The sequence below is a fragment of the Pseudomonas sp. NPDC007930 genome, assembly GCF_042958985.1.
In the GTDB taxonomy this organism is placed as follows: Bacteria; Pseudomonadota; Gammaproteobacteria; order Pseudomonadales; family Pseudomonadaceae; genus Aquipseudomonas.
This window is the reverse complement of sequence record NZ_JBIBKC010000003.1, coordinates 248,339-270,187: the sequence shown is the minus strand read 5'-3', so window position 1 is coordinate 270,187 and position 21,849 is coordinate 248,339. Positions and strand designations below refer to the sequence as shown.

The window sequence follows — 21,849 nt, the reverse complement described above, 5'->3', positions numbered from 1 at the left end:
CCATCAAAAACATCAGCGTACAACAATCAGGAGTCTTGCCATGCGCGTCAAAACCGTCATCTTCAGCGCTGTGCTGCTTTCCCTGCCAGTGGGCTCGGCGATGGCCGATTCGTTCTGGCGCAACGTGCTCTCTTCGGGGGCAACCACCGGGTCGACCTACCTGACCTTCAAAGACCACAAAATGGTGGTGGCCGCGCAAGACGACGCGGGCAGCTTCGTGGCCAGCGACGGCGCCATCCGTGGCCCGTTCCTGGAAGCGGCGATCACCCGCTACCGTAGCGAAAACCCTGGCGTACAGGCCAGTGACATGGACCTGGCCAACGCCATCCTGGCCAAGAACGCCCTGGCCGACCAGCAGTAACCCGCTGCCGGCGCCTGGGGCTTACTCGCCGATGGCGCTTTTGTAGCCGGCGGCGTCGAGCAGTTTATCCAGCTCGGCGGCATCCGCCGGCTTGAGCTTGAAGAACCAGGTGCCGTACGGGTCGGTATTGACCGCTTCCGGCCCATCGGCCAGCGAGTCGTTGACCGCGATGACTTCGCCGCCGACTGGGGCGTAGATGTCCGAAGCGGCCTTGACCGACTCGACCACCGACACCTGCTCGCCCGCGGCAACGCTTTTGCCAACCTCTGGCAACTCAATGAACACCACGTCACCCAGGGCTTCCTGGGCATGGTCGCTGATGCCAACGGTCACACTGCCGTCGGCTTCCAGGCGTGCCCATTCGTGGCTTTCGGCGTAACGCAGTTCGGCGGGGATATTGCTCATGTGGTTCTCCTCAAGGACATCAGCGGTAGACCGCCTGTAGTAATCACTTCACACCAGGATTTTGCCATGGCGCACGAAGGTTGGCTTGACCACCCTCACCGGCAGCCAGCGCCCGCGAATTTCGACCTCGGCGCGCTCGGCGGTGCCGGCCGGCACCCGGGCCAGGGCAATCGACTTGTTCAGCGTAGGCGAGAAACTGCCGCTGGTGATTTCACCTTCGCCCAGCCCCGCCACCCGCACCACCTGGTGGGCGCGCAGCACGCCGCGCTCTTCGAGCACCAGCCCGACCAGGCGGCTACCCGGCCCTTGGGCTTTTTCTGCCTCCAGCGCCGCGCGGCCGATAAAGGCCCGGCCCTGGGGCTCCAGCGCCACCGAACCGGCGAGGTTCGACACCCACGGTGAATGCTGCTCGTCCATGTCTTGGCCGTACAGGTTCATCCCGGCTTCGAGCCGCAATGTATCACGCGCGCCCAGGCCGATGGGCGGGATACCGGCGCCCATCAATTCGTTGAACAGGCCCACTGCCTGCTCGGCCGGCAGCAGGATTTCCAGGCCGTCTTCGCCGGTGTAGCCGGTGCGGGCGATGAACCAGTCACCGGCCAGCGCGCCCTCGAACGGGGCCAGCCGTTGGATCAGCTCGGCGTGTGCCTGGCCGAGCAGTTGCGCGACCTTCTCCCGCGCTTGCGGGCCCTGCACGGCGAAAATGGCGAGGTCTGGCCGCAGTTGCAGGCGGATGCCCTGGGCCGGCAAGTGCTGCTGCAGCCAGGCGAGGTCTTTGTCGCGGGTGGCGGCGTTGACCACCAGGCGCAAGCCAGTGGCCATGCGGTACACGACCACGTCGTCGATCACCCCGCCGCGCTCGTTGAGCATCGCGCTGTACAGCGCCTGGCCGGGCACGGCCAAACGTGCCAGGTCATTGGCCAGCAGGCCGCGCAACCAGGCCTGGGCGCCTTCGCCCTGTACATCGATGACCGCCATGTGTGAAACATCGAAAACGCCGCAGTCACGGCGCACCTGATGGTGTTCTTCTACCTGCGATCCATAGTGCAGGGGCATGTCCCAACCGCCAAAGTCGACCAGTTTGGCCCCCATGGCCACGTGCAGGTCATAGAGAGGCGTACGCTGTCCCATGGGTTTCTCCTTCCGGGCAATGCGAAAGCGCGCGCCAGAGCGGTTGCCGGCGCTTCAACGAGAAGCGCGGCAGCCCTGGCAGGCGCCACGTGCCGCGCATTGTAGCCGTATGGCGGGCGCTCGGCACCTTAAGCCAGGCGCGCCGAACGGCGGATCAACAGAATCACCGGCACCAGCCCGACCAGCACCAGCGACAGCGCCGGCAGCGAGGCGCGGGCCCACTCTCCCTCGCTGGTCATTTCAAATACCCGCACAGCGAGGGTGTCCCAGCCGAACGGGCGCATCAGCAAGGTGGCGGGCATTTCCTTGAGCACATCGACGAACACCAGCAGCGCCGCGCTCAGCGCGCCAGGCAGCAACAGCGGCAGGTACACCCGGGTGAACAGCGGCCGCCCAGCCACCCCCAGGCTACGGGCGGCCTCTGGCAAACTGGGGCGCACCTTGGCCAGGGCCGCCTCCAGCGGCCCGTGGGCCACCGCCAGAAAGCGCACCACATAGGCCAGCAACAACGCGCCGAGGCTCCCCAGCAGCAGCGCCTGGCCGTACAGCGGCACCACCAGCCAGCGGTCCAGCGCGCCGAAGGCGAGCATGATCGACACCGCCAGCACCGAGCCTGGCAAGGCATAGCCCAGGGTTGCCAGGCCCACCCCCGCCGCCACCCGGCGCTCCGGCACATTGCGCCGGGCGAAGGCCAGCAAGGCCGCCAGCGCTACGGTAGCCAGCGCCGCGGCGGCGCCCAGGTAGAGGGTGTGCAACACCAGCCCCAGGTAGCGTTCGTCGAGGTCGAGCCGCCCGCGCCGCCAGCACCAGGCCAGCAATTGCAGCAGCGGCACCACAAAGGCGCAGCCAAACACCAGCAGGCACCAGCCACTGGCCAGCGCCGCACGCCAGCCGCGCAGCGTATACAGTGCCTGGCGCCGGCCACGCTCCTGGGTAGGCGCCACCCGGGTGCGGGTGCGCCGCTCGCCATACAACAGCAGCATCACCGCCAGCAGCAGCAGGCTGGCCAGTTGCGCGGCGGTGGGCAGGCTGAAGAAGCCGTACCAGGTTTTGTAGATCGCCGTGGTGAAGGTATCGAAGTTGAACACCGCCACCGCGCCAAAATCCGCCAGGGTTTCCATCAGCGCCAGGGCCACACCGGCGCCGATCGCCGGGCGCGCCATGGGCAGGCCGACGCTGAAGAACGCCCGCCACGGCGAGTGCCCGAGCGAGCGCGCGGCTTCCATCAGGCCGCGCCCCTGGCTGATGAAGGCCGTGCGCGCCAGCAGGTACACATAGGGGTAGAACACCAGCACCAGCACCAGGATCACCCCGCCGGTGGAGCGCACCCGCGGCAGCCGCACGCCACTGCCGAACCACTCGCGCAGCGCGCTTTGCACCGGCCCGGCGAAATCGAACAGGCCAACGAAGACGAACGCCAGCACGTAGGCGGGAATGGCAAAGGGCAGCATCAACGCCCAATCGAGCCAGCGCCGGCCGGGGAATTCACACAGGCTGGTGAGCCAGGCCAGGCTCACCCCAAGCAGGGTGACGCCGCTACCCACGCCCACCACCAGCAGCAGGGTGTTGCCCAGCAGGCGCGGTAATTGGGTGGCCCAGAGGTGCGACCAGATCTCCAGGTCGATGCGCTGCCAGCTCAGCACCAGCACACTCACGGGCAGCAGTACCAGGGCGGCGCTGGCGAACACCAGCGCCCGCCACCGCTGCCGGGCCGGCCACGGCATGGGGGTCAATTCCAGGCCGCGCGGTCCATCATGCGGATGGCCTCGGCCTGGCGCTTGCCTGCCACTTCCACCGGCAAGGTATCAGCCTTGAAGCTGCCCCAACTGGCCACCTCCGCCGACGGGGCGACCGCCGGGTTGGCCGGGAACTCCTGGTTCACGCTGGCGAAAATCGCCTGCGCCTCAGGCCCGGTCATCCATTCCACCAGCGCCTTGGCGGCCTCCGGGTGGGGGGCGTAGCGGGTCAGGCCGATGCCCGAGAGGTTCACGTGCACGCCGCGGTCCTGCTGGTTGGGCCAGTACAGCTTGACCGGCAACGCGGGGTTGTCTTTGTGCAGGCGGCCATAGTAGTAACTGTTGACGATGCCCACGTCGCACTGGCCAGCGGCGATGGCCTGGAGCACGGCGATGTCGTCCGAGAACACGTCGGTGGAGAGGTTGTTCACCCAGCCCTTGAGCACCCGCTCGGCCTGCTCGGCGCCATGGGTTTCGATCAGGGTGGCGGTCAGCGACTGGTTGTAGACTTTTTTCGCCGTGCGCAGGCACAGCCGCCCTTCCCAGGGTTTGTCGGCCAGTGCCTCGTAGGTAGACAATTCTTGCGGTTTGACCCGCTCGGTGGAGTAGGCAATGGTTCGCGCGCGCAGGCTCAGGCCGGTCCAGGCGTGGCTGGCGGCGCGGTATTGCGGGGGAATGTTGGCATCGATCACTGGCGACTGCAGCGGCTGCAGAATGCCCATCTGCTCGGCCTGCCAGAGGTTGCCGGCATCGACGGTGAGCAGCAGGTCGGCCTTGGCGTTCTCGCCCTCGGCCTTGATGCGCTGCATCAGCGGGGCTTCTTTGTCGGTGATGAACTTCACCTCGACGCCGGTGCGCTGGGTGTAGGCGTCGAACACCGGTTTGATCAGCTCGTCGATGCGCGAGGAATAGACCACCACCGGCTCGGCGGCCTGGGCGCTGGCCACGCCGCCGCAGAGGGCCAGGGCCGCCAGTAAACGCTTGCATGCCGCCATGAGTATCGCCTCGCCTGAAGTAAAGAGCGCGAGATGATAAAAAATCGCATCTAACCGGACAAAGGCAAGCGGTTACCGAATGTTACGGGCGCGCCAGTTCCGGCAGGTCGCCCACCTGCCCCAGGGCCTGGCGCACGAACAGCGCCTTGGCGTCGGGCAAGCGGTCGGCCCACTTCAAACCGGTGTTGCGCAGCCAGCGCAGCGCCACTGGTTCAGCCTGGAACAAGCGCTCGAAGCCCTCCATCGCCGCCATCAACGCCAGGTTGTGCGGCATGCGCCGGCGCTCGTAACGGCTGAGCACCCGCTCATCGGCCAAGGCCTCGCCGCGGCGGCGGGCGTGCAGCAGTTCTTCGGCCAGCACCGCGGCGTCGAGCAGGCCGAGGTTCACGCCCTGCCCGGCCAGCGGGTGGATGGTGTGGGCGGCATCACCGATCAGCGCCAGCCCGGGTTGTACATAGCGCTTGGCGTGGCGCTGGCGCAACGGCACGCACAGCCGTGGGTCGGCTTCGAGCACCGCGCCCAGGCGCTGTTCGAACGCGCCGCCCAAGGCCTGGCAAAACGCCGGGGTATCGAGGGCCATCAATTGTTCGGCCTGCGCCGGGGTGGTCGACCAGACGATCGAGCACCACTGCTGCTGGCCCTCGCGCAGCAGCGGCAAGAACGCCAGCGGCCCCTCGTCGGTAAAGCGCTGCCAGGCGGTAGCACGGTGCGGCTGCTCGGTGCGCACGCTGGTGACGATGGCATGGTGCAGGTAATCCCACTCACGGGTGGCGCAACCGGCCAGGCGGCGCACGGCGGAGTTGGCGCCATCGGCGGCGATCACCAGCGGGGTGCGCACCTGCTGGCCGTTGCTCAGGGTAAGCAGCCAATCATCGCCGGAGTGGCGCAGTTGCTCCAGCCGCGCCTGGCCCACCAACGCAACGCCGGCGGCGTTCAGGGCGTCGAGCAGGGCGTCTTGGACCACGCGGTTTTCAACGATGTGCCCAAGCACCTCGGCCTGCACGCTGGCGGCACTGAAGTGGATGCGCCCGGTGCCGCTGCCATCCCACACGTGCATGTCGCTGTAGGGGCTGGTGCGCCGCGCGGCCATGCCGGCCCACACGCCCAGCCGCTCGAACAAGCGCTGGCTGGCGGCAGACAACGCGCTGACCCTCGGTTCGAAGGCCGCTGCCGCGTCAAACGGCTGCGCCGCGGTGGCGCCGCCATCGATCACCAGCGCCTCGACGCCCTGCCGGTGCAGGGCCAGGGCCAGGGTGCTGCCGACCATGCCGGCGCCGACGATGACGATCTCTGCCTGGGTGTGCATAGGGTGGCCTTGTGAGGTCATGGCAGGGGCAAGCCCGGGCGAGTGCCCAGGCCCATGGCCTGGCGGGCGAAGGCATGCCGCGCCGGCGGGAACAGGTCGAGCGCGGCCAGCCCCAGCCCGCGGCCAGTGGCCAGCCAGTGCTGGGCGCCGCTGAACAGCCGGGTGACCCGGTCAGAGAAGCCGACCGTCAGCCACTGGTCCCGCTGCTGGCTGGCCAGGTAGGCCTGCAGGGTGGGGAAATCCCCCGGCAGCGCCGGGCTGGCGGCCAAGGCCTGGGCCAGTGCGTTCACATCACGCAGCGACAGGTTGAAGCCTTGCCCGGCGACCGGGTGCAGGCTGTGCGCGGCGTTACCCAGCACCACCAGGTGCGGGCGCACCTGCTCGGTGGCCTCCACCAGCACCAGCGGGTAGGCATGCCGCGCGCCAACCTGGCGCAGGCCGCCCAGGCGGAAGCCAAAGGCGGCTTGCAGCTCGGCCATGAAGGCGGCATCGGGCAGCGCCAGCAAGCGCTCGGCATCGGCCGGCTGGCGCGTCCATACCAGCGCGCAACGGCGCTCGGGCAGCGGCAGCAGGGCCAGTGGCCCGGCCGGGGTAAACCGCTCAAAGGCCTGCCCGGCGTGATCGTCACTGAAGCTGACGTTAGCGATCAGCGCGGTTTGCCCATACGGGCGGTGGTTCACCGCGATGCCAAGCTGGTCGCGCAACTGCGAGCGGCCGCCGTCGGCCAACACCGCCAGCGCGCAGCTGGCCTGCGAGCCATCATCGAGCTGCAACTGGTAGCCCGCGCCCGCGGCGCTCAGGCGCTCGACCTGCGCCGGGCAGCGCCAGGTGATCACCTCGCGGTCCAACGCCTGCCACAGGCACTGGCCGAGCCAGGCGTTCTCCACCACGTAGCCCAGCGCCGGCACGCCTTCTTCGGCGGCGCTCAGCCGGGCAGCGCCGAAGCGGCCTTGGTCAGACACATGAATGCGTTCGATCGCGGCGCCGCGCTGGGCAATCGCCGCCCACACGCCGAGGCGCTCGTAAATCAGCCGGGTGCCGTAGGCCAGCGCCGAGCTGCGCGCGTCATAGCTGGGCTGGTAGCTGTCGCCGGGGGCGAACGGTTCGACCATCAGGATCGACCAGCCGCGCGCCTTGGCCAGGCCCTGCAGGGCCAGCGCCAGGCTGGCGCCGACCAGGCCGCCGCCAATGATGGCGATGTCGTAATGCTTCATGCGGTCACGGCCTCGGCCATCAGCGCCTCGATGGCATCAGCCGTTTTTGGTACGCCGCCGGTGAGGATTTCACACCCCTGGCGGGTGACCACCACGTCGTCTTCGATGCGCACGCCAATGCCGCGCCACTTCTTCGCCACGCGGCTGTTGTGCGGGGAGATGTAAATGCCCGGCTCGACCGTCAGCGCCATGCCCGCTTCGAGCACGCGCCACTGGCCGCCGACCTTGTATTCGCCCACGTCGTGCACGTCGAGCCCCAGCCAGTGGCCGGCGCGGTGCATGTAGAACTCCCGGTGGGCGTCGGCGGCGATCAGCGCATCGACCTCGCCCTCGAGCAGGCCCAGGCGCACCAGCCCGGCGGTGATCACCCGCACGGTGGCCTCATGGGCCTGGTTCCAGTGCTTGCCGGGGGCGATTTGTTCGAAGGCGGCCAGTTGCGCCTCCAGCACCAGGTCGTAGATGGCGCGCTGCTCGGGGCTGAAGCGGCCGTTGACCGGGAAGGTGCGGGTGATGTCGCTGGCGTAGCAGTCGATTTCACAGCCGGCGTCGATCAGCACCAGGTCGCCGTTGCGCAACGGCGCGTTGTTGTCCTGGTAATGCATGATGCAGGCATTACGCCCAGCCGCGACGATCGAGCCGTAGGCCACCAGCCGTGCGCCGCTGCGGCGGAATTCGTAGTCGAGCTCGGCCTCCAGGCTGTATTCGTGCAGCCCTGGCCGCGCCGCGCGCATCGCCCGCAGGTGGGCCCGCGCGGAAATGGCCGCGGCCTCGCGCATCACCTTCACCTCGGCGGCGCTCTTGTACAGGCGCATGTCGTGCAGCAGGTGGTTCAGCGCCACGAATTCGTTGGGCGGCTGCGCGCCCATGTGGGCCTTGGAGCGGATGGTATTGACCCACTCCATCAGGTGCCGGTCGAACTCCGGGTTGCTGCCCATGGCGGTGTACACCCGGTCGCGGCCTTCGATCAGCCCGGGGAGGATGTCGTCGATGTCGCCGATGGGGAAGGCGTCGTCGGCGCCGTACTGGGCGATGGCGCCCTCCTGGCCGGCGCGCACGCCATCCCAGAGCTCGCGGTCTGGGTCACGGTCGCGGCAGAACAGCACGTATTCCCCATGCTCGCGCCCGGGGATCAAAGCCATCACCGCTTCCGGCTCGGGGAAGCCGCTGAGGTACTGGAAGTCGCTGTCCTGGCGGTAGGCATGCTCCACGTCACGGTTGCGGATCGCCAGGGCGGCGGCGGGCAGGATTGCGATGCTGTTGGGCACCATCTGCTGCATCAGCGCCTTGCGGCGCCGCGCGTACTCGGGCTTGGGGATCTGAACCATGGGCAAGCAGTGACCTCAGCGAATGCTCAGTGCAAGGAAGGCTTGGGCGCCTCGGCGGTGGCGGCCTGCCCGCCCAGTTCGGAGAACAGCAGCAGCGGCGCGACGCGCAGGTACTCCATCACCTCCATGTAGTCGTTCTCGCCGTCTTCGGATTCCTCGAGGGCGTCTTGCACCTGGGCGATCGCGGCGAGGTCTTGCAGCACCTCGCGGGCGTCGTTGCTCAGGGCACGGTCGCCGGCGACGATGCCGAAGCCAGCGAGAAAGCCTTGGCACCATTGGCCCAGGGCTACGGCGCGCTCGGCCAATGGGGCGTTGTCGTCGGGCAGCAGCAGGACCACGGTCACTTCACTGCCGCCGAGCTCGGCCTTGGCCATTTCCTGCAGGCCCAACAACGCCTGGCGGATGTTGTCGGCCGGCTCGCTGGCGAGGATTTCGGCGGCGTCGGCCAACCAGGGCCCGGGCTCGAAGCCGGCGCCGGCGCAGCAACGCCCCAGCAACAGGCCGTGCAGCTCAGCCGGCGAGACGGGATGGCCAGCACTGCCGAGCAGGGTGGCGAAAGCTTGATAGGGTGAACTCGGAGTCGGCATGGGCAGCTAGGCGCCAAGCGGCGCAATGTCTAGAATGGAAGCCTCGTATCCTACACCGGCAGGTAAGCCAAGACCATGACCGGTGCCAGGTTGAACACCCGGCACGCACGCAGGTCTTCACTCGTTCGGATGCCCCACAACAGGACCGCCCCGCCCCCATGGAACAGAACGACCTGCAAGAATTGATGGACCGGCTCGAGCGCCTGATCGACCGCGTCGAACAGCTCAAGCAACAGAACAGCCTGCTGCAGGCGCAGGAAAAGAACTGGCGTGAAGAACGCGCCCATCTGATCGAAAAGAACGAAATCGCGCGGCGCAAGGTGGAATCGATGATTTCCCGCCTAAAGGCCCTGGAGCAAGATTCATGAGTTCGAGCAACAGCGTGACCGTACAAATTCTCGACAAAGAGTATTCGATCATGTGCCCGCCGGAGGAGCGCAGCAACCTGCTGAGCGCGGCCCGCTACCTGGATGGCAAGATGCGCGAGATCCGCAGCGGCGGCAAGGTGATCGGCGGCGAGCGCATCGCCGTGATGGCCGCGCTGAACATCACCCACGACCTGCTGCACCGCCAGGATGCGCCCGACGCGCCGCTGGCTGGCACCACTCGCGAGCAGGTGCGCAGCCTGCTCGAGCGGGTCGATCTGGCCCTGGCACCGGACCAGGAACCGCCCAAGGGCTGATTCCAGCGCTGCTTTGCGGTATACTTGTGTTCGCTCCCTGAAGTATGCGCCAGTCGGTTATGTCCCTGAGCCGATACGCACAACCACGGAAGTTGCACGTTGAGGCTGGTGTGCATGTCCGCCTGACGGAAAGCCTTAAAGCCTCCTGCAATCTCCACCTTGAACTTTCGGGTTCAAGGGCTACACCGACAGCGGTTCGTCGGGGAGCCCCTCTTTCCAAGCCGGCCTGGCAGGGCACCGCATGATCGAAACCAACGGCCTGTCACGCCAGCAATTGCGCCGCCAGCTACGCCTGGCGCGGCGCGCCCTGGGCCCAGCCGAACAACGCGCCGCGGCCCAGCGGCTGTACCGGCAACTGGCGCAGCACCCGCTGTTCCGCCGTGCCCGGCACCTCTCGCTTTACCTTCCCAACGACAGCGAAATTGACCCACGCCCCTTGCTGCTCGAGGCCCAGCGCCGCGGCAAAGCGACCTACCTGCCGGTGCTGCGCGCCTGGCCGCGCACCCATATGGTGTTCCAGCGCGTGCGCCCCGGCGAACGCCTGCGGCCGAACCGCTTTGGCATCCCGGAGCCGCACGTGAACGTGCGCAAGCAGCGAGTGGTATGGGCGTTGGATGTGGTTCTGCTGCCGCTGGTCGGTTTCGACGACAGCGGCGGCCGGCTGGGCATGGGCGGTGGCTTTTATGACCGCAGCCTGGCCTACCTGGGGCGGCGCAAGGCGTGGCGCAAGCCGCTGCTGCTGGGGCTGGCCCATGAATGCCAGCGGGTCGACCGGCTACAGCAGGCGAGTTGGGACGTGCCCCTGGCGGGCACGCTCAGCGACCAGGGCTGGTACCTGGCTCAGCGCAACGGTACGGCGTAGGCAGCCTCGATCGGCGCGGGGCGGCTTTTGCCCCAGAAGCTTTGCGCGTACCCGGTGGTAACGATGCCCAAACCGAATAGAAACACCAATACCCACAGCAAATCCGGTTTACGGCGCATCGAGTGCCCCCCTTCAGGCCACTGAAAATTCAACGATGCCGGGGTTGCCCCCGTGCAAAAACGCGCGCATTTTGCGGCAACTGGCAGCGCTGCGCAAACGCTCTGATCGACCGGTTGTCGGTTAGGCAAAAGCTGGCCCAAGGCCTTCATTCCACGCACCAAAGGCACCTTCCGCATGGCCTACTGGCTGATGAAATCCGAACCCGACGAACTGTCGATCAGCACCCTCGGCACCCTTGGCCGCGCCCGTTGGGATGGCGTACGCAACTACCAGGCGCGTAATTTCATCCGCGCCATGGCGCCAGGTGACGAGTTTTTCTTCTACCACTCCAGTTGCCCCGAGCCGGGCATCGCCGGCATCGCGCGCGTCACCGGCCCGGCGTATCCGGACCCAACCGCACTGGAGAAGCAAAGCCCGTACCACGACGCCAAGGCCACCCCTGAGAAAAACCCCTGGAGCGCGGTAGATGTGGAACACGTGCGCACCTTTAGGCAGGTGATCAAGCTGGGGGCGCTGAAGGCCCAGGCCGGGCTGGAGGGCTTGGCGCTGGTGCAGAAAGGCAGCCGGCTGTCGGTGATGCCGGTGACGGATGAAGAGTGGGCGGTGGTGTGTGGGATGGCCTGAAAAGTAGAGACACTATTGGTGCCAAGGCAGCTTCAATAAAAAGGCTTAGTATCGCCATTTTGGCTATATGCGCTAAAATGTCGACCAAATACAGATTCAGAGAATGCTATCGCATCGAGCTTAGGGAGAAGGATCACCGCCCACCCCATGTTCACCTTACAGGTGCGGGTGTTGACGTGATGATTGCTCTACAGCCTGTATCCATTATGCAAGGGACTGCCCCTGCCCCTGTCCTGAGGGAAGCACTCACATGGGTCAGGCAACATCAGCGAACACTGCTGGAGGACTGGTACTTATGGCACCCATGAAGCGGCCACGGCTGGCCTCGGTCAGAGTGAGTGGCAAACAGTCACTGCAATTGCAGTTCATAGACGGGCGCTCACTACATCTGCACATGGGTAGCGACATCGCAGCGTTTCCTGGCCTTCGGCCGTTGAAGGATGCCAAAGCGTTCGCCCAAGCGACTTTGGGCGATGGGGGCTGGTCTGTTGAGTGGCCCAAGCTTGATATCCAACTTGGTGCCGACACACTGCTCTACGATGCTCTTGCCCAGAATGCCCCGGATGAAGAAACCAGGGTTTTCATCAAATGGCGGGCGACCAGTGGTCTACCGCTGAAGCTGGCAGCGGATGCCCTAGGCGTCGCCCAACGCACAATCACCCGCTACAGCAGTGGCCAGGTTCCGGTGCCTAAAACTCTGGCCCTGGCCTGCATTGGCTGGGAAACCCAGCAACAACGACAGGTGCATTAGCTACCCTCACTGCACAATCAAGTTGTTAAACAACAAATCCTCAACGATCGGCTTGCCTTCTTCGTCATTGAGCACCTGCTGGGTTTCCTTCAAGGCTTCCTGGCGCAGCTTCTCCTTGCCCTCCATGGTGCTCATGCTGTCTTGGGTTTGCTGGGTGAACAGCTGCACCAGTTGGTTGCGAATCAACGGCTCATGGTGCTTGAGCGCGGCCTCGGCTTCGGCGCCGGTGACCTTCAGCGCGATGTCGGCCTTGTACACGTGCAGGCGCGCGCTGCCGTCGAGGGCGTAGTTCCCCACGAACGGTGGGTTGAGGCTGTAGTACACAACCTTGGTGGCCGCGTCCTTGCCGCCTTCTTCGGCGGCGGAAGCGCCCAGCGGCAGGGCCAGGGCAAGCAGCAGCGGGATCCAGGCTTTCACGTCGATGACTCCTTGAACAATGCGCACAGCATAGCCGCCAGGGGCAGCGCTGCCAAAAGATACAGCAGCGTATCGGCCGCGGCGTGGGAAGCCTTAGGGTATTTGCGGGACCGGGTTGAAGCAGCGGCGGATGCGCGCTTCGAGGTTCCGGTCGGGCATGGCGTGGGTGCGCAACGCCGCAATCGTTTGTTCTACGTATTCGCGGGTAGTGCCCGAGCGGCCGCAGGCGCTGGCCAATACCTGCACCAGCAGGTCGTCCGGAAGGTTGCCGGCGTAACTGGGCAAGTGGCGCTGCAGCACGAAGCCCAGGGCCTGCACCTTGGTGCCGTCGTCCAACCGGCAACCGAGCCAGTGCGGGCGGTACGACGGGTACGGCATCTCGCGCTTCCACAGCGCCAGCAGGCAGTTCTCAAGGTCGTCTTCAGGCAGCCGATAGGCGAAGCCGCTGCACGAGCCGCCTCGGTCCAGGCCAAACACCAGCCCGGGGTTTTCCGGGGTGCCGCGGTGCTCGTGGGACCACAGGTACAGCCCTCGGTGGTAACCGAATACCCGCGCGCGCCGGCGCTCGACGCTGTGGCACTCGGGCCGCCAGATCAGCGAGCCGTAGGCGAACAGCCACACCGGGCCGCCACGGTGCTGGCTCATGGTTTGCGCGAGCGAGAGGTGCAGTTGCGCTTCGGTCAGTTGCGGGCCGAAGTCGAGCGACGGTGGGTAAACCACCCGGTTGAGCAGCGTAGCGTCGATGGGCGACATGGCGAAAGCCTGGAATCCCCGTGTTCAGCGCTGGGGGCTGAACACTCTGCAGCGTGTGGCCGTTGGACTGGCTTTTACCGTAAGGCAAACAGGCTGGCGATAGCAACCCCCCGGAAACTTATAACCCGCTGATTTACCGGCCGTTATAAGCACCGAGATGGAACACCCCGGCCGCCCGCGCACAACCGCCGTGCACAAGCCTACCCGCGTGGGGCATAGGCAAACACGTCGGCACGCATCTGGTGCGCGTCCATGCCCGCCTCGACCAGCGCATCGAGGGTGGCGTAGACCATGTTCGGCGAGCCGCTGGCATACACGTGCACGCCTGCGAGGCTGGGCAGGTCTTCGCGCACGGCCTCATGCAGCAGGCCACAACGGCCCTCCCAGCCGCAGAGGTCGCTGACCACCTTGTGCAGGTAGAGGTTGGGCAACTGCTGCCACTCGTCCCAGTGGTCGAGCTGGTAGAAGTCTTCGGGGCGGCGCACGCCCCAGTAAAGGTGCACCGGGTGCTTGAAGCCTTGGGCGCGGCAGTGCTCGATCAGGCTGTGCATCTGCGCCATGCCGGTGCCGGCGGCGATCAGCACCAAGGGGCCGTTGGGCAGCTGTGCCAGGTGGGTATCGCCAAACGGCATGTGCACCCGCGCGGTGCCGTCGCGGCGCAATTGCGCCAGGATGGCCTTGGCACTGCCCTCGCGGCCGAGAATATGCAATTGCAGGTCACGCCCGCTGTGGGGCGCCGAGGCCAGCGAGAAGGCCGCCTTGTCGGCGCCTTCGCGTTCGAGCATCAGGTATTGCCCGGCGTGGTAACGCGGCGGCTTGCCGGCCGGCGCGCGCAGGTGCACCAGCACCACATCGCCGCCCACCTCGCGGCACTCGACCACCTGGCAGCCATACACCTTGGCCGGCAGCTCGCCCAGGGCCAGCACGCCATCCCAGAGCACGATGCAGTCTTCCAGGGGCTCAGCCACACAGGCGTAGAACTCGCCGTGGTCAAGCACCTTGCCGTCCTGGCGCACCGAGCCCTCCACCAGCAGCGCGGCGCACACATGGCAGTTGCCATTGCGGCAGCTTTGCGGGCATTCATAGCCCAGGCGCCGCGCGGCCTCGAGAATCCGCTCGCCGGGCAAGGTCTGCAATACCGCCCCTGAAGGCTGCAAGGTTACGCGCATCAATCTATTCCCAACTGGTTCCAAAGCTCATCGACACGTTGGCTGACCGCATCGTCCTTGACGATCACCCTGCCCCATTCGCGGCTGGTTTCACCCGGCCACTTGTGGGTCGCGTCCAGGCCCATCTTCGAGCCCAGGCCCGACACTGGCGAGGCGAAATCCAGGTAGTCGATCGGCGTGTTGTCGATCATCACGGTGTCGCGCTTGGGGTCCATGCGCGTGGTCACCGCCCAGATCACGTCGTTCCAGTCACGGGCATTGATGTCGTCGTCGGTCACGATAACGAACTTGGTGTACATGAACTGGCGCAAAAACGACCACACACCCAACATCACGCGCTTGGCGTGGCCGGGGTACTGTTTTTTCATGGTGACCACGGCCATCCGGTACGAGCAGCCTTCCGGCGGCAGGTAGAAGTCGGTGATCTCCGGGAACTGCTTCTGCAGGATCGGCACGAACACCTCGTTCAGCGCCACGCCGAGGATCGCCGGCTCATCCGGCGGCCGGCCGGTGTAGGTGCTGTGGTAAATCGGATTGCGCCGGTGGGTGATTCGTTCAACGGTGAACACCGGGAAGCGATCGACCTCGTTGTAGTAACCGGTGTGGTCGCCGTAGGGGCCTTCATCGGCCATTTCACCGGGGTGGATCACCCCTTCGAGCACGATTTCGGCGCTGGCCGGCACCTGCAGCTCGCTGCCGCGGCATTTGACCAGCTCACTGCGATGGCCGCGCAGCAGGCCAGCGAAGGCGTATTCGGAGAGGCTGTCTGGCACCGGGGTCACAGCGCCGAGAATGGTCGCCGGGTCCGCGCCCAGCGCCACGGCCACTGGGAACGGCTGGCCGGGGTGTTTTTCGCACCATTCACGGTAATCAAGCGCGCCGCCGCGATGGCTCAACCAGCGCATGATCACCTTGTTGCGGCCCAGCACCTGCTGGCGGTAGATGCCCAGGTTCTGCCGGTCTTTGTTCGGCCCACGGGTCACGGTCAGGCCCCAGGTGATCAGCGGCGCCACGTCGCCCGGCCAGCAGTGCTGCACGGGCAGCATGCCGAGGTCGACGTCTTCGCCCTCGATCACCACCTCCTGGCAGGCGGCGTCTTTCAATACCTTCGGCGCCATGGCGATGATCTTTTTGAAGATCGGCAGCTTGGACCAAGCGTCTTTCAGGCCCTTGGGCGGTTCGGGCTCCTTGAGGAAGGCCAGCAGCTTGCCGATTTCGCGCAGCTCGCTAACGTCTTCGGCGCCCATGCCCAAGGCCACCCGGCCGGGGGTGCCGAACAGGTTGCCCAGCACCGGGATGCTGTGGCCGGTGGGGTTTTCGAATAGCAACGCCGGGCCCTTGCGCCGCAGGGTGCGGTCGCAGATCTCGGTCATCTCGAGCACCGGCGACACCGGCACCTGAATACGTTTGAGTTCTCCGCGCCGCTCCAGCTGCTGCACGAAGTCCCGCAGGTCCTTGAATTCCATTGGCTACGCCATGTACGAATTGATGGCGTATATCCTAACCGTTGCGCCGCTGCGTGGCACGGGGCAGAAGCAAATGGCCCTTCGCCCGGCGCCGCCGGCCCTTCCCGGGCCAAGGTGAGGCCCAATAAAAAAGGCGCCCGTTTCGGGGCGCCTTTTTAAGGCCAGCAACCAGGGTTACTTGCGCTTCATCGACAGGAAGAACTCGTCGTTGGTCTTGGTCTGCTTGAGCTTGTCGACCAGGAACTCGATGGCGGCGATCTCGTCCATCGGGTGCAGCAGCTTGCGCAGAATCCACATGCGCTGCAGTTCGTCGTCGGCGGTCAGCAACTCTTCGCGGCGGGTGCCGGAGCGGTTGATGTTGATGGCCGGGAACACGCGCTTCTCGGCGATGCGGCGGTCCAGCGGCAGCTCCATGTTGCCGGTACCCTTGAACTCCTCGTAGATCACCTCGTCCATCTTCGACCCGGTTTCGACCAGGGCGGTGGCGATGATGGTCAGCGAACCGCCTTCCTCGATGTTACGGGCGGCGCCGAAGAAGCGCTTGGGTTTTTCCAGGGCGTGAGCGTCGACACCACCGGTGAGCACCTTGCCGGAGCTCGGGATCACGGTGTTGTAGGCACGCGCCAGGCGGGTGATGGAGTCGAGCAGGATGACCACATCCTTCTTGTGCTCGACCAGGCGCTTGGCCTTCTCGATCACCATCTCGGCCACTTGTACGTGGCGGGTTGGCGGCTCGTCGAAGGTCGAGGCAACCACTTCGCCGCGCACGGTGCGCTGCATTTCGGTCACTTCTTCCGGGCGCTCGTCGATCAGCAGAACGATCAGGTGGCACTCGGGGTTGTTACGGGTGATGTTCGCCGCGATGTTCTGCAGCATGATCGTTTTACCAGCCTTCGGCGGTGCGACGATCAGGCCACGCTGGCCTTTGCCGATCGGCGCGCAGAGGTCGATCACACGGCCGGTCAGGTCCTCGGTGGAACCGTTGCCGGCTTCCATCTTCAGGCGCTTGTTCGGGAACAGCGGCGTGAGGTTTTCGAAGAGGATCTTGTTCTTGGCGTTCTCAGGGCGGTCGAAGTTGATCGAGTCGACCTTGAGCAGCGCGAAGTAACGCTCGCCTTCTTTTGGCGGGCGGATCTTGCCGACGATGGTGTCGCCGGTACGCAGGTTGAAGCGGCGGATCTGGCTGGGCGAGACGTAGATGTCGTCTGGGCCGGCCAGGTACGAGGCGTCTGCCGAGCGCAGGAAGCCGAAGCCATCCTGGAGGATCTCCAGCACGCCGTCACCGGAGATTTCTTCGCCGCTTTTGGCGTGTTTCTTCAACAGGGCGAAGATCACATCCTGCTTGCGCGAACGGGCCATGTTTTCAATGCCCATCTGTTCGGCCATGTCGAGCAGATCGGTAATCGGCTTTTGCTTGAGTTCAGTCAGATTCATAGAGGGAATGACGTGTTCAGAGATGGAGGGATTAAGCTTTGGGCTTAGGAAGGCCGCGCCGTGGGAAGGCGATAGGATCGCGTATATTCGACTTGGAATGGGTCGGCGGCGACTAGCAGAGGGCACTGGAGGAACCAGGGCGAAGCCGAATGTACCACCGTGAAACGCATGCAGCAAGCGCCCAGGCAGAAAAAAGCCCCGCATTTTGCGAGGCTTTTCAGCTCAGGCGGGCTGGGCTCAGATGTTCGCGTCGAGGAACGCGGCCAGTTGCGACTTCGACAGGGCGCCGACCTTGGTGGCGGCGATTTCGCCGTTCTTGAACAGCATCAGCGTCGGGATACCGCGCACGCCATGCTTGGCTGGGGTTTCCTGGTTTTCGTCGATGTTCAGCTTGGCGATGGTGACCTTGCCGTCGTAGGTGCCGGCGATTTCGTCCAGTACCGGGGCGATCATCTTGCACGGGCCACACCATTCAGCCCAGTAATCGACCAGCACGGGGCCGGCGGCTTTCAGCACGTCGGCGTCGAAGCTCGCGTCGGTGACGTGCTTGATTTTATCGCTGCTCATGTGTGTCTCCGGGTTTCGAAAGTGGAAAAGAGTGGCACCATCATAGCCTCCCCCGCCCGCTGCTGAAAGGCTTGGGTGATTGTCTCTCACTATAGGAAACATCATTCGCGTCAATCGGTTCAGGGCGCGACGAAGGCGATCCCGGTGCGCAGGGCGGCGTTGCGCACGTGGTCCTGCATGGCCTTTTGCGCCGAGGCGGCGGCATGGCGCGCCAGCCCGCGGAGGATTTTCCGGTGCTCGGCCCAGGTTTCCATGGCCCGTTCGGGGCGAATGAACGGCAGCTTCTGGCTTTCGAGGAAAAGGTCGGCGCGGGCGCTGAGGATGCCAGCGATGGCCTGGTTGCCACTGGCCCAGAGAATGCGCTGGTGGAAGTCGAAGTCCAGGCGGGCGGCGGCCTCGAAGTCGGCGTTGCGCAGCTCGAGGCGCATTTGCCGCACGTTGTCTTCGAGCAGGTCGAGGTCGCTGGCGGTCAACGTGACCGCTGCCAGCCCGGCGCAGAACCCCTCCAGCGCATAGCGCAGCTGGAAGATGTCCGCCGCGCCAGCCTGCCCGGCGAACGGCCAGGCGCCTTCCGCCAGTTGGGCCTCTGGCGCCTGCACGAACACCCCCTTGCCCGGCTGCACGCTGACCACCCCCAGCGCGCTCAGCGACGACAACGCCTCGCGCAGCGACGCGCGACTGACCCCCAGCTGCAACGCCAGGTCGCGTTGGGACGGCAGGGCATCGCCGGGGCGAAAGCCCTGCTCGCTGATGAGCTTGCGAATGCCGTCCAGGGCAACCGCCGGCACGGCACGGGAGAGAGAGTTCATGGTTGGCCAGTCACGGGTGAAAACGCTGTTTTATAGCGAAACCCAGCACACTGCAAGCCACGCCCAACACTGGCGCAAGCCCCGTATTCATTGGGCCAAAACAGTGCACCAAGCCCACCCCGGCGCACGCCAACTGTTCAGACCAGTATGACCGCCAAGGCACACCCGGCGCGCCCTCGCGGGCCGCGCGCAAGCGCTGGCACGCCCTGTGCTAAGCCTCAACCAGCCCATTCACGCCTCGGAGGTTCCCCCATGCTCAAGCGCTCCACTCTCGTGTTCGCCGCGCTGCTTGGTGCCAGTGCACTGTTCCAATCGGTAGCCCAGGCGGATGCGCTGAGCGACATCACCAGCCGCGGCACGCTGAAGGTCGCCGTGCCGCAGGACTTCCCGCCGTTCGGCTCGGTCGGCCCCGACATGCAACCGCGCGGGCTGGACATCGACACCGCGGCGCTGCTGGCCAAGCGCTTGAACGTCAAGCTCGAGCTGACCCCGGTCAACAGCACCAACCGCATTCCGTTCCTCACCACCGGCAAGGTCGACCTGGTGATCTCCAGCCTCGGCAAGAACCCCGAGCGCGAGCAGGTGATCGACTTCTCCAAACCCTACGCGCCGTTCTACCTCGCCGTGTTCGGCCCACCTGACGCTGCCATCGCCAGCCTCGATGACCTCAAGGGCAAGACCATCAGCGTGACCCGCGGCGCCATCGAAGACATCGAGCTGAGCAAGGTCGCGCCCGCCGAGGCCACCATCAAGCGCTTCGAGGACAACAACTCGACCATCGCCGCCTACCTGGCCGGGCAAACCGACCTGATCGCCAGCGGCAACGTGGTGATGACCGCCATCAGCGAGCGCAACCCCAAACGCATCCCGGCGATGAAGATCAAGCTGAAGGATTCGCCCGTGTACGTGGGCCTGAACAAGAACGAACCGGCGCTGCTGGCCAAGGTGAACGAAATCATCGCCGCCGCCCGCGCCGATGGTAGCCTCGACAAGAACAGCCAGACCTGGCTGAAGCAACCCCTGCCCGCCGACCTCTGACCCGCCGGCGCCGGCCTTGGCCGGCGCCCTCAGCCTGCGAGTGCTCCATGGCCTACCGCTTCGATTTCCAGCCCGTGCTTGCCCACACGGACCTGCTGCTCAAAGGGGCGCTGTTCACCCTCGAGCTGACCGCCATCGGCGCGGTGCTGGGGGTTGCCCTGGGCATCATCGGCGGGGTGCTGCGCGCCTGGCGCATCCGCCCCTTCGCGCAGGTGTTCGGGGTGTACGTCGAGCTGATCCGCAACACACCGTTCATCGTGCAGTTGTTCTTCATCTTTTTCGGTCTGCCCTCGCTGGGCGTGCAGCTCAGTGAATGGCAGGCCGCGGTGCTGGCGATGGTGATCAACCTCGGCGCCTACAGCACCGAGATCATCCGCGCTGGGGTGCAGGCCATCCCTCGCGGCCAGCTCGAAGCCGCCGCCGCGCTGGCCATGACCCGCGCCGAGGCGTTCCGCCACGTGGTCCTCAAGCCCGCGCTGGGCAAAGTGTGGCCGGCGCTGTCGAGCCAGATCATCATCGTGATGCTCGGCTCGGCGGTGTGCTCGCAGATCGCCACCCAGGAGCTGAGCTTCTGGGCCAACTTCATCCAGTCGCGCAACTTCCGCGCCTTTGAAACCTACCTGCTGACCACCCTGGTGTACCTGCTGATGGCCATCGCCGTGCGCCTGCTGCTGAACTGGATCGGCCGCCGTTTCATCATGAGGAGCCGCTGATGGAATTCACCCTCTGGGACATCGTGCGCAACCTGTTCACCGGCCTGCAATGGACGCTGTTGCTGTCACTGGTGGCGTTCATCGGCGGCTCGCTGATGGGCCTGGTGATCATGGTGATGCGTATTTCCAGCCATGGCCTGCCGCGCAACCTGGCGCGCACCTGGATCGACCTGTTCCAGGGTACGCCACTGCTGATGCAGTTGTTCCTGGTGTTCTTCGGTGTTTCGCTGCTGGGCGGCGACGTGTCGGCCTGGGCCGCGGCGGCCATCGCCCTCACCCTGTTCACCAGCGCCTACCTGGCTGAAATCTGGCGCGGCTGCGTCGAGGCAGTACCCCACGGGCAGTGGGAAGCCTCCGCCAGCCTGGCCTTCAACCGCCTCGAGCAGTTGCGCCACGTGGTGCTGCCACAGGCCCTGCGCATCGCCATCGCACCGACGGTGGGGTTTTCCGTGCAGGTGGTCAAAGGCACCGCGGTGACCTCGATCATCGGCTTCACAGAGCTGACCAAGACCGGCGGCATGATCGCCAACGCCACCTTCGAACCGTTCCTGGTCTATGGCTTCGTGGCCCTGGGCTATTTCCTGCTTTGCTATCCCCTCTCGCTGACCGCCCGCTACCTGGAAAGGAGGCTGCATGCCGCTGCTTAGAGTGTCCGCCCTGCACAAGTACTATGGCGACCATCACATCCTCAAGGGCATCGACCTGACGGTAGAGCAAGGCCAGGTGGTGGCGATCATCGGCCGCAGCGGCTCGGGCAAAAGCACACTGCTGCGCACCCTGAACGGCCTGGAGTCGATCAACGACGGGGTGATCGAGGTCGACGGCCAGTACCTCGACGCTGCCCGCGCCGATTTGCGCAGCCTGCGGCAAACGGTGGGCATGGTGTTCCAGCAGTTCAACCTGTTCCCGCACCTGAGCGTGGGCCAGAACGTCGCCCTGGCGCCCCAGGTGGTGAAAAAAACCCCGCGCCGCGAAGCGGAAAAACTCGCCCGGCAAATGCTCGAGAAGGTTGGCCTCGCGGAAAAATACGACGCCTACCCCGACCGCCTCTCCGGCGGCCAGCAGCAACGGGTGGCGATCGCCCGGGCCTTGGCGATGTCGCCCAAGGTGCTGCTGTGCGATGAGATCACCTCTGCGCTGGACCCTGAGCTGGTCAATGAAGTGCTGGCGGTGGTGCGCCAGCTGGCCGCCGATGGCATGACCCTGATCATGGTCACCCACGAGATGCGGTTTGCCCGCGAAGTGGGCGACAAACTGGTGTTCATGCACCAGGGCAAGGTGCACGAAAGCGGCGACCCGAAAGTGCTGTTCGCCCAGCCGCAAACCCCTGAGCTGGCGCAATTCATTGGCATGCAGCAGTAACCCCGGCGGCGCGCCAGCGTTG

The 21,849-nt window shown here is 65.7% G+C and carries 27 protein-coding genes and 1 other RNA gene; 12 read left to right on the top strand and 16 right to left on the bottom strand.

The annotated features are described in order from the left end of the window. The first annotated feature begins 40 nt into the window (after positions 1–40). Positions 41–361 carry a DUF2388 domain-containing protein gene (locus ACFZCE_RS08755; protein WP_390938025.1) on the top strand — a complete coding sequence of 107 codons (321 nt, stop codon included), beginning with the start codon at positions 41–43 and terminating at the stop codon, positions 359–361. 21 nt (positions 362–382) lie between these two features. Here ACFZCE_RS08755 and gcvH read toward each other — a convergent pair whose 3' ends face one another. The 8 genes from gcvH to ACFZCE_RS08715 form a co-directional block, all read right to left on the bottom strand. Beyond that, positions 383–766 (bottom strand): glycine cleavage system protein GcvH, encoded by a 384-nt coding sequence (gcvH, locus tag ACFZCE_RS08750; protein WP_390938023.1) that lies wholly within the window; start codon positions 764–766, stop codon positions 383–385. A 48-nt stretch (positions 767–814) separates the two neighbouring features. After that, positions 815–1,897: a glycine cleavage system aminomethyltransferase GcvT gene (gene gcvT, locus ACFZCE_RS08745; RefSeq protein ID WP_390938022.1), complete on the bottom strand. Its 1,083-nt coding sequence runs from the start codon at positions 1,895–1,897 to the stop codon at positions 815–817. A 128-nt stretch (positions 1,898–2,025) separates the two neighbouring features. Beyond that, a complete protein-coding gene (locus tag ACFZCE_RS08740) occupies positions 2,026–3,621 on the bottom strand; it encodes an ABC transporter permease subunit (RefSeq protein WP_390938020.1) in 1,596 nt (531 codons plus the stop codon). 5 nt (positions 3,622–3,626) lie between these two features. Beyond that, positions 3,627–4,628, bottom strand: coding sequence for an extracellular solute-binding protein (locus ACFZCE_RS08735; protein WP_390938019.1), 1,002 nt, complete (start codon positions 4,626–4,628; stop codon positions 3,627–3,629). 82 nt (positions 4,629–4,710) lie between these two features. Continuing rightward, positions 4,711–5,934: a 2-octaprenyl-3-methyl-6-methoxy-1,4-benzoquinol hydroxylase gene (locus ACFZCE_RS08730; RefSeq protein WP_390938017.1), complete on the bottom strand. Its 1,224-nt coding sequence runs from the start codon at positions 5,932–5,934 to the stop codon at positions 4,711–4,713. Between the two features lie 17 nt (positions 5,935–5,951). After that, positions 5,952–7,148: a 2-octaprenyl-6-methoxyphenyl hydroxylase gene (gene ubiH / locus ACFZCE_RS08725; protein ID WP_390938015.1), complete on the bottom strand. Its 1,197-nt coding sequence runs from the start codon at positions 7,146–7,148 to the stop codon at positions 5,952–5,954. Then, positions 7,145–8,473, bottom strand: a complete 1,329-nt coding sequence (pepP, locus tag ACFZCE_RS08720) for a Xaa-Pro aminopeptidase (protein ID WP_390938013.1) — start codon at positions 8,471–8,473, stop codon at positions 7,145–7,147. Before pepP ends, ubiH begins: the two co-directional genes overlap by 4 nt. Before the next feature lie 26 nt (positions 8,474–8,499). Continuing rightward, positions 8,500–9,060, bottom strand: coding sequence for a UPF0149 family protein (locus tag ACFZCE_RS08715; RefSeq protein WP_390938012.1), 561 nt, complete (start codon positions 9,058–9,060; stop codon positions 8,500–8,502). 158 nt (positions 9,061–9,218) lie between these two features. Here ACFZCE_RS08715 and ACFZCE_RS08710 point away from each other — a divergent pair, with 158 nt between their 5' ends. The 4 genes from ACFZCE_RS08710 to ACFZCE_RS08695 all read left to right on the top strand — a co-directional run bounded on the left by ACFZCE_RS08710 (position 9,219) and on the right by ACFZCE_RS08695 (position 10,604). Further along, complete coding sequence (locus ACFZCE_RS08710; protein ID WP_390938010.1) at positions 9,219–9,428, top strand: TIGR02449 family protein; 210 nt, start codon at positions 9,219–9,221, stop codon at positions 9,426–9,428. Then, positions 9,425–9,742, top strand: coding sequence for a cell division protein ZapA (locus tag ACFZCE_RS08705; protein WP_390938008.1), 318 nt, complete (start codon positions 9,425–9,427; stop codon positions 9,740–9,742). Before ACFZCE_RS08710 ends, ACFZCE_RS08705 begins: the two co-directional genes overlap by 4 nt. 31 nt (positions 9,743–9,773) lie before the next feature. After that, a non-coding RNA gene (ssrS, locus tag ACFZCE_RS08700) (6S RNA) lies at positions 9,774–9,952 on the top strand. Between the two features lie 31 nt (positions 9,953–9,983). Then, positions 9,984–10,604, top strand: a complete 621-nt coding sequence (locus ACFZCE_RS08695; protein WP_390938006.1) for a 5-formyltetrahydrofolate cyclo-ligase — start codon at positions 9,984–9,986, stop codon at positions 10,602–10,604. On the opposite strand, the gene ACFZCE_RS08690 is transcribed toward ACFZCE_RS08695, so the two are convergent. After that, positions 10,583–10,723, bottom strand: a complete 141-nt coding sequence (locus ACFZCE_RS08690) for a hypothetical protein (protein WP_390938005.1) — start codon at positions 10,721–10,723, stop codon at positions 10,583–10,585. The genes ACFZCE_RS08695 and ACFZCE_RS08690 overlap by 22 nt on opposite strands. A gap of 175 nt (positions 10,724–10,898) precedes the next feature. Between ACFZCE_RS08690 and ACFZCE_RS08685 the strand changes: the two genes are divergently transcribed. The 3 genes from ACFZCE_RS08685 (at position 10,899) to ACFZCE_RS08675 (ending at position 12,099) form a co-directional block, all read left to right on the top strand. Continuing rightward, entirely contained in the window at positions 10,899–11,348 is a 450-nt protein-coding gene (locus ACFZCE_RS08685) for an EVE domain-containing protein (protein ID WP_390938003.1), read from the top strand. A gap of 77 nt (positions 11,349–11,425) precedes the next feature. Next, positions 11,426–11,656 carry a DUF4160 domain-containing protein gene (locus tag ACFZCE_RS08680; RefSeq protein ID WP_390938002.1) on the top strand — a complete coding sequence of 77 codons (231 nt, stop codon included), beginning with the start codon at positions 11,426–11,428 and terminating at the stop codon, positions 11,654–11,656. Further along, on the top strand, positions 11,644–12,099 hold the full coding sequence (locus ACFZCE_RS08675) for a DUF2442 domain-containing protein (protein ID WP_390938000.1): 456 nt from the start codon (positions 11,644–11,646) through the stop codon (positions 12,097–12,099). Before ACFZCE_RS08680 ends, ACFZCE_RS08675 begins: the two co-directional genes overlap by 13 nt. 6 nt (positions 12,100–12,105) lie before the next feature. Here ACFZCE_RS08675 and ACFZCE_RS08670 read toward each other — a convergent pair whose 3' ends face one another. The 7 genes from ACFZCE_RS08670 to ACFZCE_RS08640 all read right to left on the bottom strand — a co-directional run bounded on the left by ACFZCE_RS08670 (position 12,106) and on the right by ACFZCE_RS08640 (position 18,714). Next, positions 12,106–12,516 carry a flagellar basal body-associated FliL family protein gene (locus ACFZCE_RS08670; protein ID WP_390937998.1) on the bottom strand — a complete coding sequence of 137 codons (411 nt, stop codon included), beginning with the start codon at positions 12,514–12,516 and terminating at the stop codon, positions 12,106–12,108. Between the two features lie 93 nt (positions 12,517–12,609). Next, positions 12,610–13,269, bottom strand: coding sequence for a gamma-glutamylcyclotransferase (locus ACFZCE_RS08665; protein ID WP_390937997.1), 660 nt, complete (start codon positions 13,267–13,269; stop codon positions 12,610–12,612). A gap of 200 nt (positions 13,270–13,469) precedes the next feature. After that, positions 13,470–14,438 carry a 2Fe-2S iron-sulfur cluster-binding protein gene (locus tag ACFZCE_RS08660; RefSeq protein ID WP_390937995.1) on the bottom strand — a complete coding sequence of 323 codons (969 nt, stop codon included), beginning with the start codon at positions 14,436–14,438 and terminating at the stop codon, positions 13,470–13,472. Next, entirely contained in the window at positions 14,438–15,904 is a 1,467-nt protein-coding gene (ubiD, locus tag ACFZCE_RS08655) for a 4-hydroxy-3-polyprenylbenzoate decarboxylase (protein WP_390937994.1), read from the bottom strand. Before ubiD ends, ACFZCE_RS08660 begins: the two co-directional genes overlap by 1 nt. 174 nt (positions 15,905–16,078) lie before the next feature. Beyond that, on the bottom strand, positions 16,079–17,338 hold the full coding sequence (gene rho / locus ACFZCE_RS08650; protein ID WP_390937993.1) for a transcription termination factor Rho: 1,260 nt from the start codon (positions 17,336–17,338) through the stop codon (positions 16,079–16,081). A 237-nt stretch (positions 17,339–17,575) separates the two neighbouring features. Then, a complete protein-coding gene (gene trxA, locus ACFZCE_RS08645; protein WP_390937991.1) occupies positions 17,576–17,905 on the bottom strand; it encodes a thioredoxin TrxA in 330 nt (109 codons plus the stop codon). A 119-nt stretch (positions 17,906–18,024) separates the two neighbouring features. After that, on the bottom strand, positions 18,025–18,714 hold the full coding sequence (locus tag ACFZCE_RS08640) for an FCD domain-containing protein (protein ID WP_390937989.1): 690 nt from the start codon (positions 18,712–18,714) through the stop codon (positions 18,025–18,027). 252 nt (positions 18,715–18,966) lie between these two features. Between ACFZCE_RS08640 and ACFZCE_RS08635 the strand changes: the two genes are divergently transcribed. From ACFZCE_RS08635 to ACFZCE_RS08620, 4 genes are read left to right on the top strand one after another with little or no spacing between them, the layout of a single operon-like run. Next, positions 18,967–19,752 carry a transporter substrate-binding domain-containing protein gene (locus ACFZCE_RS08635; protein ID WP_390937987.1) on the top strand — a complete coding sequence of 262 codons (786 nt, stop codon included), beginning with the start codon at positions 18,967–18,969 and terminating at the stop codon, positions 19,750–19,752. Between the two features lie 47 nt (positions 19,753–19,799). Beyond that, positions 19,800–20,465 (top strand): ABC transporter permease subunit, encoded by a 666-nt coding sequence (locus ACFZCE_RS08630; protein WP_390937986.1) that lies wholly within the window; start codon positions 19,800–19,802, stop codon positions 20,463–20,465. Further along, the gene (locus ACFZCE_RS08625) at positions 20,462–21,112 is read left to right on the top strand and encodes an ABC transporter permease subunit (protein WP_390938632.1); all 651 of its coding nucleotides are present in this window, start codon (positions 20,462–20,464) and stop codon (positions 21,110–21,112) included. Before ACFZCE_RS08630 ends, ACFZCE_RS08625 begins: the two co-directional genes overlap by 4 nt. Continuing rightward, positions 21,099–21,827: an ATP-binding cassette domain-containing protein gene (locus ACFZCE_RS08620; RefSeq protein ID WP_390937984.1), complete on the top strand. Its 729-nt coding sequence runs from the start codon at positions 21,099–21,101 to the stop codon at positions 21,825–21,827. The genes ACFZCE_RS08625 and ACFZCE_RS08620 overlap by 14 nt, the downstream gene beginning before the upstream one ends. Positions 21,828–21,849: the final 22 nt, after the last annotated feature.

Coding starts and splice junctions, on each gene's coding strand:
- ACFZCE_RS08755 (WP_390938025.1), top strand. CDS start 41: ATGCGCGTCAAAACCGTCATCTTCAGCGCTGTGCTGCTTTCCCTGCCA.
- gcvH (WP_390938023.1), bottom strand. CDS start 766: ATGAGCAATATCCCCGCCGAACTGCGTTACGCCGAAAGCCACGAATGG.
- gcvT (WP_390938022.1), bottom strand. CDS start 1,897: ATGGGACAGCGTACGCCTCTCTATGACCTGCACGTGGCCATGGGGGCC.
- ACFZCE_RS08740 (WP_390938020.1), bottom strand. CDS start 3,621: ATGCCGTGGCCGGCCCGGCAGCGGTGGCGGGCGCTGGTGTTCGCCAGC.
- ACFZCE_RS08735 (WP_390938019.1), bottom strand. CDS start 4,628: ATGGCGGCATGCAAGCGTTTACTGGCGGCCCTGGCCCTCTGCGGCGGC.
- ACFZCE_RS08730 (WP_390938017.1), bottom strand. CDS start 5,934: ATGCACACCCAGGCAGAGATCGTCATCGTCGGCGCCGGCATGGTCGGC.
- ubiH (WP_390938015.1), bottom strand. CDS start 7,148: ATGAAGCATTACGACATCGCCATCATTGGCGGCGGCCTGGTCGGCGCC.
- pepP (WP_390938013.1), bottom strand. CDS start 8,473: ATGGTTCAGATCCCCAAGCCCGAGTACGCGCGGCGCCGCAAGGCGCTG.
- ACFZCE_RS08715 (WP_390938012.1), bottom strand. CDS start 9,060: ATGCCGACTCCGAGTTCACCCTATCAAGCTTTCGCCACCCTGCTCGGC.
- ACFZCE_RS08710 (WP_390938010.1), top strand. CDS start 9,219: ATGGAACAGAACGACCTGCAAGAATTGATGGACCGGCTCGAGCGCCTG.
- ACFZCE_RS08705 (WP_390938008.1), top strand. CDS start 9,425: ATGAGTTCGAGCAACAGCGTGACCGTACAAATTCTCGACAAAGAGTAT.
- ACFZCE_RS08695 (WP_390938006.1), top strand. CDS start 9,984: ATGATCGAAACCAACGGCCTGTCACGCCAGCAATTGCGCCGCCAGCTA.
- ACFZCE_RS08690 (WP_390938005.1), bottom strand. CDS start 10,723: ATGCGCCGTAAACCGGATTTGCTGTGGGTATTGGTGTTTCTATTCGGT.
- ACFZCE_RS08685 (WP_390938003.1), top strand. CDS start 10,899: ATGGCCTACTGGCTGATGAAATCCGAACCCGACGAACTGTCGATCAGC.
- ACFZCE_RS08680 (WP_390938002.1), top strand. CDS start 11,426: ATGTCGACCAAATACAGATTCAGAGAATGCTATCGCATCGAGCTTAGG.
- ACFZCE_RS08675 (WP_390938000.1), top strand. CDS start 11,644: ATGGCACCCATGAAGCGGCCACGGCTGGCCTCGGTCAGAGTGAGTGGC.
- ACFZCE_RS08665 (WP_390937997.1), bottom strand. CDS start 13,269: ATGTCGCCCATCGACGCTACGCTGCTCAACCGGGTGGTTTACCCACCG.
- ACFZCE_RS08660 (WP_390937995.1), bottom strand. CDS start 14,438: ATGCGCGTAACCTTGCAGCCTTCAGGGGCGGTATTGCAGACCTTGCCC.
- ubiD (WP_390937994.1), bottom strand. CDS start 15,904: ATGGAATTCAAGGACCTGCGGGACTTCGTGCAGCAGCTGGAGCGGCGC.
- rho (WP_390937993.1), bottom strand. CDS start 17,338: ATGAATCTGACTGAACTCAAGCAAAAGCCGATTACCGATCTGCTCGAC.
- trxA (WP_390937991.1), bottom strand. CDS start 17,905: ATGAGCAGCGATAAAATCAAGCACGTCACCGACGCGAGCTTCGACGCC.
- ACFZCE_RS08640 (WP_390937989.1), bottom strand. CDS start 18,714: ATGAACTCTCTCTCCCGTGCCGTGCCGGCGGTTGCCCTGGACGGCATT.
- ACFZCE_RS08635 (WP_390937987.1), top strand. CDS start 18,967: ATGCTCAAGCGCTCCACTCTCGTGTTCGCCGCGCTGCTTGGTGCCAGT.
- ACFZCE_RS08630 (WP_390937986.1), top strand. CDS start 19,800: ATGGCCTACCGCTTCGATTTCCAGCCCGTGCTTGCCCACACGGACCTG.
- ACFZCE_RS08620 (WP_390937984.1), top strand. CDS start 21,099: ATGCCGCTGCTTAGAGTGTCCGCCCTGCACAAGTACTATGGCGACCAT.